Genomic DNA, 14,716 nt, shown 5'->3' on the forward strand with positions numbered 1-14,716 from the left:
CCGTTTCAGGGCATAAATGAATAGATGATCGCAGACAGTGCAATCAGACCGACCAACACCACGAACACGTTCGAGGCCTGGCCCGAGTACTGGCGCAAGGCCGGCACGCGGCGGATGGCGTACATCGGCATCAGGAACAACAGGCAGGCGATGATCGGCCCGCCGAGGGTTTCGATCATGCCCAGGATGCTCGGGTTGAAGGTCGCCACGGCCCAGCAACTGAGGATCATGAACAGCGCAGTGAGGCGGTTCAGCCAGCCGGCGGAGACGACTCGACCACGGCCACGCAGGCTTTTCACGATCAGGCCCTGAAAGCCTTCGCTGGCGCCGATGTAATGGCCCAGGAAGGATTTGGTGATTGCCACCAGCGCAATCAGCGGCGCGGCGTAAGCGATGACCGGTGTCTGGAAGTGGTTGGCCAGGTACGACAGGATCGAAATGTTCTGCGCCTTCGCCGCGGCCAAATCAGCCGGGGACAACGCCAGCACGCAGCTGAAGCAAAAGAACATCACCGTGACGACCATCATGGCGTGAGCAATCGCCAGAATGCCGCTGCTTTTGCGTTCGGCTTGCTTGCCGTAACGCTGCTTCTGATCGACGGCGAAAGCGGAAATGATCGGCGAATGGTTGAACGAGAACACCATCACCGGGATCGCCAGCCACAAGGTCTTGAAGAACAGCGGCAGCGGCATGCCTTCACTGGCGGTGGCGAAGAACGCGCCGTTCCAGTTCGGGATCAGGCTGATGCCCAGTAGCAGCAATGCCGCGACGAACGGGTAAACCAGCACACTCATGCATTTGACGATGACGCCCTGACCACAACGGACGATGGCCATCAAGCCTAGAATCAGCCCCAGTGACAGGATCGCCCGAGGCGGTGGCGTCATGTGCAACTGGTGCTCCATGAGGCTGCTCAGGGTATTGGTCAGCGCCACGCTGTACACCAGCAGAATCGGGAAAATCGCGAAGAAATACAGCAGCGTGATCAGCTTGCCGGCACCGATGCCGAAGTGTTCTTCCACCACTTCAGTGATGTCCCCGGAACGGCCGGACAACACGAAACGAGTCAGACCGCGGTGTGCAAAGAATGTCATCGGAAACGCCAGCACTGCCAGGATCAGCAGCGGCCAGAAACCACCCACGCCGGCGTTGATCGGCAAAAACAGCGTGCCGGCGCCAATCGCTGTGCCATAGAGGCCAAGCATCCAGGTGGTGTCGTGTTTACTCCAGCCTTTGTGGGTTATTTCGTTATTGCGTGTGAGGTCTACAGCGGGATTATCGGCAGCAGGTGTACGTACATCGGTCATCGTTTTCGCCTCGTTATTATTTTTACTCGGGCTCACGTGTTGCGAACGGTCAGGAAATGCTCCTCAGCACTCCACCCAGCTAACCGCCAGGCCGCCCCGTGAAGTTTCTTTGTATTTGTCGTGCATATCGGCGCCGGTATCGCGCATGGTGCGGATCACCCGGTCCAGGGAAATGAAGTGTTTGCCGTCACCGCGCAGGGCCATTTGCGTGGCGTTGATCGCCTTCACCGCGGCAATCGCGTTGCGCTCGATGCACGGCACTTGCACCAGACCGCCGACCGGATCGCAGGTCAGACCGAGGTTGTGTTCCAGGCCGATTTCAGCGGCGTTTTCCAGTTGTTCCGGGGTGGCGCCGAGCACGTCGGCCAAACCGGCGGCGGCCATGGCACAGGCGGAGCCGACCTCGCCTTGGCAGCCGACTTCGGCGCCAGAAATCGAGGCGTTTTTCTTACAAAGAATGCCTACGGCAGCCGCGCCCAAAAAGAACGCCACGACGTCATCGTCCGACGCGTCCGGGTTGAATTTCATGTAGTAGTGCAGTACGGCCGGAATGATCCCCGCCGCCCCGTTTGTAGGCGCGGTGACCATCCGTCCGCCCGCGGCGTTTTCTTCGTTCACGGCGAGGGCGAACAGGTTCACCCACTCCATGGCCGACAGGGTGGAGCTGATGACGTTCGGTTTGCCGATTTCCAACAGGCTGCGATGCAATTTCGCGGCGCGGCGGGGAACATTCAGACCGCCGGGAAGGATGCCTTCGTGACGCAAGCCTTGCTCGACGCACTCGCGCATTACCGACCAGATGTGCAACAGGCCCTGACGGACTTCGGCTTCGCTGCGCCAGGCCAATTCATTGGCCATCATCAATTCGGACACCCGTAGACCGTGCTGTTTGCAGAGCTTGAGCAATTCGGCGGCGCTGGAGAAATCGTACGGCAGCACAACGTCGCTGGCCGGCGCAATCCCGGACTCGGCTTCGGCCGCGTCGATGATGAAACCGCCGCCCACCGAGTAGTACGTCTGCTCGAACAGCTCACCGGTTTCGCCGAAGGCTGTCAGGGACATGGCGTTAGGGTGGTAGGGCAGGCTCTCGTCGAGCAGCAGGAGATCGTGCTGCCAGTTGAAGGCGATGGTCGCTTTGCCGGCCAGGGACAGCTTGCCGGTTTCCCGCAGGTGCTGGATACGCGAATCGATGGTGGTCGGGTCGATGCTATCCGGCCATTCGCCCATCAGGCCCATGACACAGGCGCGGTCGGTGGCATGGCCGACGCCGGTGGCTGAAAGCGAACCGTAAAGGCGGATTTCGACCCGACGGACGGCGGCCAGCAAATTCTGCTCAATCAGTGCTTGGGCAAAGGTCGCTGCAGCGCGCATCGGGCCGACGGTGTGGGAACTGGACGGACCGATGCCGACTTTGAAGAGATCGAAAACACTGATAGCCATGCTAAAGCCTATACAAGCAATGGAAGAGAAATCGCCGCCATTTTTGTAGGCCAAGCGCAATGTCGGCGATACTGCCTACCTCGGTCCTACGTGACCAACGAAACTTCCTAAGATAGCCTTTAGCAGGACTAAACGATGAGTCGTCAATTGCACGCCCAGACTTATGTCTGGCTGCACGTGTTTTCCTGTGCCGCGCGGCACCTGTCGTTCACCCGTTGTGCCGAAGAACTGCACATCACGCCGGGTGCGGTCAGTCAGCAAATTCGGCAACTGGAAGAGCGGCTGGGTTTTCGCCTGTTCCACCGTCGCGCTCGTGGGGTGGAATTGAGTGCGCAGGGCCAGCGCCTGGCCATTACCGTCAACGAGGCTTACGGCAGCATCGACGCAGAATTGCGACGACTGGATGCGGGAATGATCAGCGGGATTTTGCGGGTGCGTTCGATTCCCTCGTTCCTGAGCAAATGGCTGACCCCGCGTTTGCCGCGTTTGCAGCAGCGTTTTCCGGACATTCAATTGCGCCTGGTGGCGGAGGACAGCAGCGTGCCGTTGCACGAGGGAGATTTCGACCTGGCGATCGATCTGAATGACGGCAGCTATCCCGGATTGTTATCCACAGCCTTGCTCGACGAGCAGATATTTCCGGTGTGCGCCCCGAGCCTGTTGCGAGGGCGGCCGCCGCTGCACGGCCCGGCAGACTTGATGCACTTTCCGTTGTTGCACGACATCACCGCCTGGCGCGGCAGTTACGAATACGCGGAATGGGAGTTTTACCTCAATGCCATCGGTTTCGAAGGCGCGGACGTGCGGCGCGGGCACACCTTCAACCGCAATCACCTGACCATCGAAGCGGCGATTGCCGGGATGGGCGTGGCGATTGCGCGGCGAACGCTGCTTAACGATGAGCTGGAACGGGGCACGCTGATCGTGCCGTTTGGCCTGGCGGTACCTAATCACAAGCGCTACGTGCTGCTCTACGCGCCGGGTGCGCTGAGCCATCCGGGCGTACGCGCGGTGCATGACTGGCTGGTGGAAGAGGCGGGGATTTTTCGTGACCTGCATCCGCTGGGGGGCGCGGCAGATGTGACCATTTGTGACTGAAGACAGGGCCGACCCAACTCCCGACATTAACAGCGCTTTTGCTCGTTGTCCGGCTTTTTTTGCGTATGAATATTTATCTTTTTTTAGGGCTTGAAATGTTCCGCGCACACACCGATTGTGTAACCAAGAGGTTGCGGTGATGACGCCCAAGGGCCAGCCGATGCGCCTCTTGCGAGCTAGCTGAAATAAGGGAAGAACTATGCAAATCCAAGTCAATAGCGATAACCATATTCAAAGCAGTAAACGACTGGAGGAGTGGGTACGTACTACCATTGAGAGCACGCTCGAACGTTATGAAGAGGACCTGACCCGCGTCGAGGTCCATCTGCGGGACGAGAACGGCGACAAGCCTGGTCCCCATGACATGCGCTGCCAGCTGGAAGCGCGGCCAAAAGGCCATCAACCGATTTCCGTCACCCATAAAGCTGACTCCCTGGAACTGGCGATCGACGGGGCAGCCGAAAAACTTGAACATGCGCTGGAGCATATGTTTGGCAAATTACGCGGCAAACCACGCGCCGCTGTGGTGCCGTTCGATAGGGGCGCTCATGCCGATGCGCTGCTTGAGGATGAGTTTCTCGAGAACGAACAGGCTGCGCTCAATGGCTGAGGCCTGATTCACCTTTTACCTTCCTGATTAAAACGGGCCTGCGATTGCAGGCCCGTTTTGTTTCTGGCGTGAGAGCTGCCGAAGGCTGTGATCTTTTACTCTTTGTTCTAGCGTAAAAACGCCTGCCGATACTCCCCAGGCGTCCCACCCAACGCCTGTCGAAACCGGTTGGTGAAATGGCTCGCACTGGCAAACCCGCACGCCAGCGCAATCTCCCCCAACGGCTGCGACGATGCGCGCAACAACTCCCGCGCGCGGCTCAGACGCCGCGCCAACACATACTGATGCGGCGGCAAGCCGAAGCTCACACGAAACATCCGCGCAAAGTGATATTCCGACAGCGCGCACAAGCTCGCCAATTGCCCAAGGCTGATCGCCTCCGCCAACTGACTGTCGATGAATTCCACCAGTTGCCGCCGCTGATGCGCCGCCAATCCACCCTTGAGGCGCAAGCCCTGACGCACACCAACCTGGCTGAGCAAGGCGTGGCTGAGCATCTCGTGGGCCAGGCTGCTGGTGAGCAGGCGTTCGCCGGGTTCGTCCCAGTTGAGGCTGATCAACTGCCGAAAGTGCCGTACTTGCTGCGGGTCTTCGAGGAACGTGCGCTCGCGCAACTGCAATTCCCGTGGCTCGCGATCCAGCAACGTGACGCAACCAAGGGCAAATTGTTCGGGGCTGAAATACAGGTGGGCCAGGCGAATGTCGCCGTTGATCACCCAGCCTGACTGATGGTCGGCCGGCAGAATGCACAGCTTGTCCGGGCCGCCCTTGGTGCCGGGCTGGTCGCGGCGAAAGGTGCCGGTGCCGCCGGCGATGTAGCACGACAAAGTGTGATGGCTCGGCGCTTCGTAGTCCTGGGCGTCATGGTGGTTGCTCCACAAAGCCGCAGCCATGCCGTCACCGAGCTCGGCGCTGTGCTCCAGGCGAGCATTGGGCGAGCGGTTGAGGGCTTGAAAGACTTGCAACGTTTCCAGTGCGGCCATGATCGGTTCTCTCCAACGCCTTGCATCCTACTCCGTAGACGCTGGCCTGCCAGCCTGCCGACCGACAAAAGCGCAAGTTTATGCAAGTGCAAAAGGGTGTCGCGCCGGACACTGAAGGCCTATTCAGGAGCCTTCACCATGAACCTCTCGTTATACCTGCTGACCGTATTGATCTGGGGCACCACCTGGATTGCCTTGAAATGGCAATTGGGCGTGGTGGCGATTCCGGTGTCGATCGTCTATCGCTTCGGCCTCGCCGCGCTGGTGCTGTTCGTGATGTTGTTGCTTAGCCGGCGTCTGCAAGTGATGAACCGTCGCGGGCATCTGATTTGCCTGGCGCAGGGGCTGTGCCTGTTCTGTATCAATTTCATGTGCTTCCTCACCGCCAGCCAGTGGATCCCCAGCGGTCTGGTCGCCGTGGTGTTTTCCACCGCCACGTTGTGGAACGCCTTCAATGCGCGGGTGTTCTTTGGCCAGAAAATCGCTCGAAACGTGTTGATGGGCGGTGCGTTGGGCTTGCTCGGCTTGGGCCTGTTGTTCTGGCCGGAGCTGGCCGGTCATACCGCCAGCCCGGAAACCTTGCTCGGGTTGGCCCTGGCGTTGCTCGGAACCTTGTGCTTCTCGGCGGGCAACATGCTGTCGAGTCTGCAGCAGAGGGCCGGCCTGAAACCCCTGACCACCAATGCCTGGGGCATGGCTTATGGCGCAGCGATGTTGTCGGTGTGGTGCCTGGTCAAAGGTATCCCGTTCGACATGGAATGGAACGCCCGTTACATCGGCTCGTTGCTGTACCTGGTGATTCCGGGCTCGGTGATCGGCTTCACCGCCTACCTGACGCTGGTCGGGCGCATGGGGCCGGAGCGGGCGGCGTATTGCACCGTGTTATTCCCGGTGGTGGCGCTGAATGTGTCGGCGTTTGCCGAGGGCTATCAATGGACGGCGCCGGCATTGGTGGGGTTGGTGCTGGTGATGTTGGGCAATGTGCTGGTGTTTCGTAAGCCCAAGGCACCGATGGTGCAGGGAAGCGGCAAATTGGCCTGATGCTTTGACCGAGCGCTGAACAACTCAGCGCTCGATTCTGATAGCGATATAAATCAGCAACGGCAATATGAAGTCGACAATATGCCGAGAGCAGGCAGGTGTTTAAAACACCCGCCCTTTTTGATCAGCCTTTCCACACTTGTGGGTTCACCAGATCCTGCGGTCTTTCACCCAACAAGGCACTGCGCAAGTTAGCCAACGCACGGTTGGCCATGGCTTCGCGGGTTTCGTGCGTGGCCGAGCCGATATGCGGCAGGGTTACGGCGTTTTTCAGTTGGAACAGCGGTGATTCAGCCAGTGGTTCTTTCTCGTAAACGTCCAGCCCGGCGCCACGAATCCGGTTGTTTTGCAGCGCTTCGACCAGCGCCGGCTCGTCTACCACCGGGCCACGGGCGATGTTCACCAGAATGGCGCTCGGTTTCATCAACGCCAGTTCGCGGTGGCTGATCAGGTGCCTGGTTTTTTCGCTAAGCGGCACCACCAGGCAGACGAAATCGGCTTCGGCCAGCAGTTGATCCAGGCTACGGAACTGTGCGCCGAGTTCCTGTTCCAGTGCGGTCTTGCGGCTGTTGCCGCTGTAGATAACCGGCATGTTGAAGCCCAGTCGACCACGACGGGCGATGGCCGCGCCGATGTTGCCCATGCCGACGATGCCTAAGGTTTTGCCATGCACATCGCTGCCGAACAACGGTGCACCGACGGTGGCTTGCCATTGGCCTGCCTTGGTCCAGGCGTCCAGCTCGGCGACGCGGCGGGCGCTGCTCATGAGCAGGGCGAAGGCCAGGTCGGCGGTGCTTTCGGTGAGCACGTCGGGGGTGTTGGTGAGCATGATCCCGCGTTCGTTGAAGTAGGCGAGGTCATAGTTGTCGTAGCCGACGGAGACGCTGGACACCACTTCCAGTTTGCTGGCGTTTTCCAGTTGCGCCCGGCCGAGTTTGCGACCAACGCCGATCAGGCCGTGGGCGTGGGGCAGGGCTTCGTTGAACTGGGCGGCGATGTCGCCGTTTTTCGGGTTCGGCACGATCACATCGAAATCCTGTTGCAGGCGTTCGATCATGGGCGGGGTGATGCGGCTGAAGGCGAGGACGGTTTTTTTCATTGGAGAGGGGCTCGTCGGGCGTGGAGATTGCCAAGCAAGCTAACATTCTTCGCGGACATTATGCGAGGGTGTACGCCATCCAAAACTGTAGGAACGACCTGTGGCGAGGGGGCTTGCCCCCGTTGGGCTGCGAAGCAGCCCCAAAATCTCTGGTGGTCCAAAGATATTGTGAGTGCTACGCACTCAAACGGGGGCAAGCCCCCTCGCCACAGGTCGTTCCTACAATGCGTCAGCTATGTGGCGCGGGCTTCGGTACGTCGACGTTATCCAGCACCCGGTTCACCGCCAGTTCGGCCAGCATGATGACTTGCTGGATCGCCAGGAGCGTGTGCCGCTGCGGGGCGTCGACATAGGCTGCAATGTCGCTGGTCATGACGCTGGCCGAGGCCAGGGATTCGCAGACATGGGCCAGCAGGCTCTCGTTGTCCATGTCCGGTGCGACCTGAAACATCCTGCTTGGCTTGCGGCCTTCTGGTTTTTTCGGAGTGGGCTTGAGGTAGTGATCGAGCGCTCGTTCGGCGGCTTCGTTGAGTTTTTTCGAATCGAGAGATTCGTAGGGGGAAACGTCGTCGGTTTCCGGAGGGTTCGGTGTTTCTTTAATCATGCGGAAGTTACTCATTGGCAGATGAAGTGGAACTGCCATCTTTCGTTTTCCAGACGAAAGGGTGGCAGCTGTGCGCGGACTGGAAAAACCGGAACACCCACCAAAACCCGGCAGACCCGAAGGTCTCCCGCGCACAGCCGCCATAACAAGGATTGCGTGCAGTAAAAAGCGCCGCAGTATGCCATGGGGTGTGGTCAGTGTTCGCCAGGTTTTCCAGACCTGATCGCTGATTTTGCAGCGACCCACAAAGCCTACCCACTTCGCTTCCGACCCAACAACCGACAGAACTCGTCGGAAACATCCCCCAAAATCACCGCGTCTGTAGGACCGTGAAATCAGTTCGCCAGCCGAGCCCCGCCCAAGCTGCCGCTCAATTCATACGCCGCCAATTCCGCCTGATGCGCCGCCAGAATCTCCGGCAACGATCCACGCAAGTATTCGACCCAGGTCTTGATCTTCGCGTCCAGATACTGCCGCGACGGGTAAATCGCATACAGATTCAATTCCTGCGAGCGGTACTTTGGCATCACCCGCACCAGCGTACCGTTGCGCAGCCCTTCAATCGCCGCATACACCGGCAACACCCCAACCCCCATGCCGCTGGTGATCGCTGTCTTCATCGCGTCAGCGGAGTTCACCAAGAACGGTGAGCTGTTGATGGTGACCATTTCCTGGCCTTCGGGGCCATCGAAAGCCCACTTTTCCAGCGGGATCACCGGGCTCACCAGGCGCAAGCACATGTGATTGAGCAAGTCGCTGGGCTTCTGCGCGCAGCCATTGGCTTTTACATAGGCGGGCGATGCGCAAACGATGCTGTAGGTGATGCCCAAACGCTGGGAGACGAAGCCCGAGTCGGGCAGTTCGCTGGCGAGCACGATGGACACGTCGTAGCCCTCGTCGAGCAAGTCCGGCACACGGTTGGCCATGGTCAGGTCGAAGGTCACGTCCGGGTGGGTCTTGCGGTAGCGAGCGATGGCGTCGATCACGAAGTGCTGACCGATGCCGGTCATGGTGTGCACCTTGAGTTGCCCGGCCGGGCGCGCGTGGGCGTCGCTGGCCTCGGCTTCGGCTTCTTCGACATAGGCCAGGATCTGCTCGCAGCGCAACAGATAGCGCTTGCCCGCTTCGGTCAAGGCAATGCGCCGGGTGGTGCGGTTGAGCAGGCGGGTTTGCAGGTGGGCCTCCAGGTTGGAGACCGCGCGCGAGACATTGGCCGTGGTGGTGTCCAGTTGTACGGCGGCGGCGGTGAAGCTGCCGGCCTCGGCCACGTAACTGAAGGCGCGCATGTTTTGCAAAGTGTCCATGGGGTGCTCTCTTGGCGGATGGCAAATTGTGACACGAAGTTTCAGAGACTGAGACCCCGACCAAGGGATTATCTCGTTAACGGTAACAAAGATTCACAAGAATCCCGGCTTATCGCCAACAAGGCCCACCCCTAGAATTGCGCCGACTGTAGGAGCCGGCTTGCTGGCGATGGCATCACTGCGGTCTTCAGATAGACCGCGGCGTTCCCATCGCCAGCAAGCCGGCTCCTACAGGATCTCGTGACTCTCCCCCCTTTCAGGAATTTGCAGCAGTGCCGCGTCGCATCAACAGAGCGCTCAAGACGCTCAGTGTTTTGGCTTTAACCCTGGCAATCAGCGGCTGCATCGGAACCGGCGGTATTGCCCCACAAGGCAAGGCACTGGAGGCCAATTCATTGGCCACCGACGAAGCCATCCAGAGCGCCGTTCAGGACGCTCACTGGCCCACCGCCCAATGGTGGCAAGCTTACGGCGATCCGCAACTGAACCGCTGGATCTCCCTCGCCCTGCAAGACAGTCCGAACATGGCCATGGCCGCCGCGCGAGTGCGTCAGGCCCGTTCCATGGCGGGTATCGCCGAGTCCGCCGAGTCGCTGCAGATCAATGGCCAGTCGACCCTCAAACGCCACAACTGGCCCACCGATCAGTTCTACGGGCCCGGTGAGTTGGCCAACACCACCACTTGGGACAACAACGCCGCGCTGGGCTTCAGCTATGCCCTCGACCTCTGGGGGCGCGAAAGCAACGCCACCGAGCGAGCGGTGGACATGGCGCACATGAGCGCTGCCGAAGCACGGCAGGCCCAGCTCGAATTGCAGAACAACATCGTGCGCGCCTACATCGAACTCTCGTTGCATTACGCGCAACGGGACATCGTCGCGGCCACCTTGAAGCAGCAACAACAAATCCTCGACCTGGCGCAAAAACGCCTGGACGGTGGCATCGGCACGCACTTCGAAGTCAGCCAGGCCGAAACGCCGCTACCGGAAACCCATCGCCAACTCGATGCGCTGGACGAAGAAATCGCCCTCAGCCGTAATCAGCTCGCAGCCTTGGCCGGTAAGGGCCCGGGGGAGGGCGCGCAGTTGCAACGGCCGACGCTGTCGTTGGGGACGGCGCTGAAGTTACCGTCGTCGCTGCCGGCGCAATTGCTCGGTCAACGCCCGGACGTGGTTGCCAGTCGCTGGCAAGTGGCGGCCCAGGCGCGGGGCATCGATGTCGCTCACGCAGGCTTCTACCCCAACGTCGATCTGGTCGGCAGCCTCGGCTACATGGCCACTGGCGGCGGTGCGCTGGAGTTCCTGACCGGCAAGAAGCTCAACTACAGCGTGGGGCCTGCGATCTCGCTGCCGATTTTCGATGGCGGCCGCTTGCGTGCGGAGTTGGGTGAAGCCTCGGCCGGTTATGACATCGCCGTGGCCAAATACAACCAGACGCTGGTCAATGCGCTGAAGAACATCTCCGACCAGTTGATCCGCCGCGAGTCGATGGACAAGCAGCAAACGTTCGCCGCCGAATCGGTGGCCACGGCGCAGAAGACCTACGACATCGCGATGATCGCCTATCAACGTGGGCTCACCGATTACCTCAACGTACTCAATGCGCAGACTTTGCTGTTCAAGCAACAGCAAGTGCAGCAGCAGGTTCAGGCTGCGCGGTTGAGTGCTCATGCTGAGCTGGTGACTGCTTTGGGCGGAGGCCTTGGCGCTGGCAACGACGTCCCGAGTGCCGAGAAAACCCTGCCCCCGAAAACCCCGAGCCTTTTGAAGTGAGCACGACGTTTCAGGCACACCCACAGTTCCTCAAGCCCTAGACCATTGAGCAAAATTTCATGACTCCCTTGCCCGCACCTTTGCGCTGGCTGTATTCCTTTGAATGGCGCCGGGGGTTCTTCGACTGGGCGCGCAGCGACGGCGTGACCTGGGTCTACATTTTCAAGGTGCTGTTCGCCGCATTCCTCACGCTGTGGCTGGCCATGCGTCTTGAATTGCCGCAACCACGCACCGCGATGATCACCGTGTTCATCGTCATGCAACCGCAAAGCGGCCAGGTGTTCGCCAAGAGTTTCTATCGCTTCCTCGGCACGTTGGCCGGGTCGGCGGTGATGGTCGCGCTGATTGCCTTGTTCGCGCAGAACACCGAACTGTTCCTCGGCTCGCTGGCAATCTGGGTCGGCCTGTGCACGGCTGGCGCAGCGCGTTGTCGCAACTTTCGCGCCTATGGATTTGTGCTCGCCGGTTATACGGCGGCGATGGTTGGGCTGCCCGCTCTGGCTCACCCGGACGGCGCATTCATGGCTGCGGTCTGGCGAGTGCTGGAAATCTCTCTGGGGATTCTCTGCTCGACGCTGGTCAGCGCCGCGATCCTGCCGCAAACCGCCAGTGCGGCGATGCGCAATGCGTTGTATCAGCGCTTCGGTGTGTTTGCGTTGTTCGTCACTGATGGCTTGCGCGGTCGCAGTCGGCGCGAAGCGTTTGAAGCAAGCAACGTTCGGTTCATCGCCGAAGCGGTGGGCCTGGAAGGACTGCGCAGTGTCACGGTGTTCGAAGACCCGCACATGCGTCGGCGCAATGGGCGGCTCAGTCGCTTGAACAGCGAATTCATGGGCGTCACCACGCGCTTCAATGCCCTGCATCAGTTGCTCGAGCGCCTGCGCGGCAGTGGCGCCGATCATGTTGTCGCGGCGATCAAACCAGGGTTGCAGGACTTGGCCGAAGTGCTCGACGGTTTCAGCGGCCGTGCGCTGACCAGCCCTGATGCCGCTCGCCTGACCAGCGCCTTGGCGACCTATAAGGACAACTTGCCGGCGCGGGTGCGCAAGCTGCGGGCGAGCTTTCAGGAGAACGATCCGAGCGACGCCGAGCAGCTGGATTTTCACACCGCCTACGAACTGCTTTATCGCTTCGTCGACGACTTGCACAGTTATGCACAGACCCACGCGTCGCTCGCCGATCACAGCCACGAACGGGAGCGTTGGGACGAGCCCTTCACCCCGCAAACCAATTGGCTGGCTTCGGCCGCGTCGGGGATTCGCGCCGCGTTCATCCTTGTGGTGCTCGGCAGCTATTGGGTGGCCACCGCGTGGCCGAGCGGGGCGACCATGACCCTGATCGCTGCCGCCACCGTCGGCCTGTCAGCCGCGACGCCAAACCCCAAGCGCATGGCGTTTCAGATGGCCTGCGGGACGTTGCTCGGGGCACTGATCGGCTTCGTCGAGATGTTTTTCATCTTCCCCTGGATCGACGGTTTTCCATTGCTTTGTGTGATGCTCGCGCCTGTGATCGTGCTCGGCTCGTTCCTCACTTCTCGGCCGCAATACGCCGGTGTCGGCTTGGGGTTGCTGATCTTCTTCAGCACCGGTTCGGTGCCGGACAACCTTACGGTCTACAACCCTTACACCTTCATCAACGACTACATCGCCATGGTCATGGGCATGCTGGTGTGCGCGGCGGCCGGGGCGATCATTCTGCCGCCCAACAGCCGCTGGCTGTGGCGGCGGCTGGAGCAGGACTTGCGCGGGCAAGTGGTGTACGCCATCAGCGGCAAACTCAAAGGGCTGGCGTCGAGTTTCGAAAGCCGTACGCGGGACTTGCTGCATCAGGCCTATGGCCTCGCCGCAGGACAGCCGCAGGTGCAGCGGGACTTGTTGCGCTGGATGTTGGTGGTGCTGGAAGTCGGCCACGCGATTATCGAACTGCGTAAAGAACAAGCGATTCTGCCGGTGCACCCGGCGTACGCCGAATCCCAGCCGTGGCGCCAGTCCATCCGGGTGATGGGGCGTTCGCTGGTGCGGCTGTTTCTGCAACCGGGCCAGAGCAATCTGGAGCGGGCGCTGGTCGCCGTCGACCACGCGATCGGCCGCGTGCAGGCCACCGACGAACCCTTCGCGCCGCACTTCGACACCTCTGCCTTGCGCCGGGTGAAGAGCTATCTGCACTTCATCCGCACCTCGTTGCTCGACCCGCAATCGCCGCTGGCTTCATACACCACTGCCAAGCCCCAAGGACTTGAACATGCCTCGTGAAATCGCCTTCCACGGCGTGTACATGCCGACCATGACCCTGATGTTTTTCATTGCGGCGGCGCTGGCCTGGGCCCTTGACCGGTTCTTGTCCGGGTTCGATCTGTACCGTTTCTTCTGGCACCCGGCGCTGCTGCGCCTGAGCCTGTTTACCTGTCTGTTCGGCGCCTTGGCGCTGACTGTCTACCATTGACTCTCTATCACTGAAGAAGGCCTTGATGAAAAAGCTTTTCAGCCTGCTCGCGACCCTGCTGGTGCTGGCCCTTGCCCTGTGGATCGGCCGGACCTTGTGGGTGCATTACATGAACACGCCCTGGACCCGTGACGGCCGGGTGCGCGCGGACATCATCAACGTCGCCGCCGACGTGACCGGTGAGGTGGTGGAGGTGCCGGTACGCGACAACCAGTTGGTGAAAAAGGGCGACTTGCTGATGCGCATCGACCCCGAGCATTACCGCCTCGCGGTGAAACAGGCGCAGAGCCTGGTGGCCTCACGCAAGGCCACGTGGGAGATGCGCAAGGTCAACGCCCATCGCCGCGCCGACCTCGACAACCTGGTGATCTCCAGGGAAAACCGCGACGACGCCACCAACATCGCCGACTCGGCCCTGGCCGATTACCAGAACGCACAAGCGCAACTGGAAGCCGCCGAACTGAACCTCCAACGCACCGAAGTGCGGGCGGCGGTGGACGGCTACGTCACCAACCTCAACGTCCATCGCGGTGACTATGCGCGCATCGGCGAAGCGAAAATGGCGGTGGTCGACATGAATTCGTTCTGGGTTTATGGCTTCTTCGAAGAAACCAAACTGCCGCATGTTCGCGTGGGCGATAAAGCCGACATGCAACTGATGAGCGGCGAAGTGCTCAAGGGCCACGTGGAAAGTATTTCTCGCGGCATCTACGACCGCGATAACCCGGAGAGTCGCGAGCTGATCGCTGATGTGAACCCGACCTTTAACTGGGTGCGTCTGGCGCAGCGGGTGCCAGTAAGGATTCACATTGATGAAGTGCCGGAGGGCGTGCTGTTGGCGGCGGGGATTACGTGTACGGTGGTGGTGAACCCCCCGGCTGGCGAATAACCTGTGGCGAGGGGGCTTGCCCCCGTTGGGCTGCGTAGCAGCCCCCAAAAATCTGCAAACCGGTACGGTCAGACACACCGCGGAATCAGCCTTGCGGCGGCTGCGCCGCCGAACGGGGGCAAGCCCC

Annotated in this window: 13 protein-coding genes; 7 read left to right on the forward strand and 6 right to left on the reverse strand. The window is 60.6% G+C overall.

Features of this window, described 5'->3' with window-relative positions:
- Positions 1 to 5: 5 nt before the first annotated feature.
- Both AC1DQM_RS15890 and AC1DQM_RS15895 read right to left on the reverse strand, forming a co-directional pair.
- Complete coding sequence (locus AC1DQM_RS15890; RefSeq protein ID WP_086944720.1) at positions 6 to 1,307, reverse strand: serine/threonine transporter; 1,302 nt, start codon at positions 1,305 to 1,307, stop codon at positions 6 to 8.
- Positions 1,308 to 1,370: 63 nt separating this feature from the next.
- A complete protein-coding gene (locus AC1DQM_RS15895; protein ID WP_018927149.1) occupies positions 1,371 to 2,747 on the reverse strand; it encodes an L-serine ammonia-lyase in 1,377 nt (458 codons plus the stop codon).
- A 135-nt stretch (positions 2,748 to 2,882) separates the two neighbouring features.
- On the opposite strand from AC1DQM_RS15895, the gene AC1DQM_RS15900 reads away from it, so the two are divergent.
- Together AC1DQM_RS15900 and AC1DQM_RS15905 are read left to right on the forward strand one after the other, a co-directional pair.
- The gene (locus AC1DQM_RS15900; protein ID WP_018927148.1) at positions 2,883 to 3,845 is read left to right on the forward strand and encodes a LysR substrate-binding domain-containing protein; all 963 of its coding nucleotides are present in this window, start codon (positions 2,883 to 2,885) and stop codon (positions 3,843 to 3,845) included.
- A gap of 199 nt (positions 3,846 to 4,044) precedes the next feature.
- On the forward strand, positions 4,045 to 4,455 hold the full coding sequence (locus AC1DQM_RS15905) for an HPF/RaiA family ribosome-associated protein (protein ID WP_064620217.1): 411 nt from the start codon (positions 4,045 to 4,047) through the stop codon (positions 4,453 to 4,455).
- A 107-nt stretch (positions 4,456 to 4,562) separates the two neighbouring features.
- Here the strand turns inward: AC1DQM_RS15905 and AC1DQM_RS15910 are convergent, their stop codons facing one another.
- Positions 4,563 to 5,438 (reverse strand): helix-turn-helix domain-containing protein, encoded by an 876-nt coding sequence (locus AC1DQM_RS15910; protein WP_111454323.1) that lies wholly within the window; start codon positions 5,436 to 5,438, stop codon positions 4,563 to 4,565.
- A gap of 138 nt (positions 5,439 to 5,576) precedes the next feature.
- Between AC1DQM_RS15910 and AC1DQM_RS15915 the strand changes: the two genes are divergently transcribed.
- Positions 5,577 to 6,479, forward strand: coding sequence for a DMT family transporter (locus AC1DQM_RS15915; protein WP_018927145.1), 903 nt, complete (start codon positions 5,577 to 5,579; stop codon positions 6,477 to 6,479).
- 124 nt (positions 6,480 to 6,603) lie between these two features.
- Here the strand turns inward: AC1DQM_RS15915 and AC1DQM_RS15920 are convergent, their stop codons facing one another.
- The 3 genes from AC1DQM_RS15920 to AC1DQM_RS15930 all read right to left on the reverse strand — a co-directional run bounded on the left by AC1DQM_RS15920 (position 6,604) and on the right by AC1DQM_RS15930 (position 9,486).
- Positions 6,604 to 7,578, reverse strand: a complete 975-nt coding sequence (locus AC1DQM_RS15920) for a 2-hydroxyacid dehydrogenase (RefSeq protein WP_018927144.1) — start codon at positions 7,576 to 7,578, stop codon at positions 6,604 to 6,606.
- Between the two features lie 229 nt (positions 7,579 to 7,807).
- The gene (locus AC1DQM_RS15925) at positions 7,808 to 8,182 is read right to left on the reverse strand and encodes a DUF6124 family protein (protein WP_111454322.1); all 375 of its coding nucleotides are present in this window, start codon (positions 8,180 to 8,182) and stop codon (positions 7,808 to 7,810) included.
- Between the two features lie 335 nt (positions 8,183 to 8,517).
- Positions 8,518 to 9,486, reverse strand: coding sequence for a LysR family transcriptional regulator (locus tag AC1DQM_RS15930; protein ID WP_018927142.1), 969 nt, complete (start codon positions 9,484 to 9,486; stop codon positions 8,518 to 8,520).
- Between the two features lie 272 nt (positions 9,487 to 9,758).
- Between AC1DQM_RS15930 and AC1DQM_RS15935 the strand changes: the two genes are divergently transcribed.
- The 4 genes from AC1DQM_RS15935 to AC1DQM_RS15950 are packed head-to-tail and all read left to right on the forward strand — an operon-like array spanning position 9,759 to position 14,589.
- Positions 9,759 to 11,258, forward strand: coding sequence for an efflux transporter outer membrane subunit (locus AC1DQM_RS15935; RefSeq protein WP_477746479.1), 1,500 nt, complete (start codon positions 9,759 to 9,761; stop codon positions 11,256 to 11,258).
- Between the two features lie 59 nt (positions 11,259 to 11,317).
- Complete coding sequence (locus AC1DQM_RS15940; protein WP_477746480.1) at positions 11,318 to 13,510, forward strand: FUSC family protein; 2,193 nt, start codon at positions 11,318 to 11,320, stop codon at positions 13,508 to 13,510.
- Positions 13,500 to 13,700, forward strand: coding sequence for a DUF1656 domain-containing protein (locus AC1DQM_RS15945; protein WP_008153498.1), 201 nt, complete (start codon positions 13,500 to 13,502; stop codon positions 13,698 to 13,700). Before AC1DQM_RS15940 ends, AC1DQM_RS15945 begins: the two co-directional genes overlap by 11 nt.
- Before the next feature lie 25 nt (positions 13,701 to 13,725).
- Positions 13,726 to 14,589, forward strand: coding sequence for an efflux RND transporter periplasmic adaptor subunit (locus AC1DQM_RS15950; RefSeq protein WP_018927139.1), 864 nt, complete (start codon positions 13,726 to 13,728; stop codon positions 14,587 to 14,589).
- Positions 14,590 to 14,716: the final 127 nt, after the last annotated feature.

It is taken from the genome of Pseudomonas sp. 01L34, assembly GCF_056400265.1.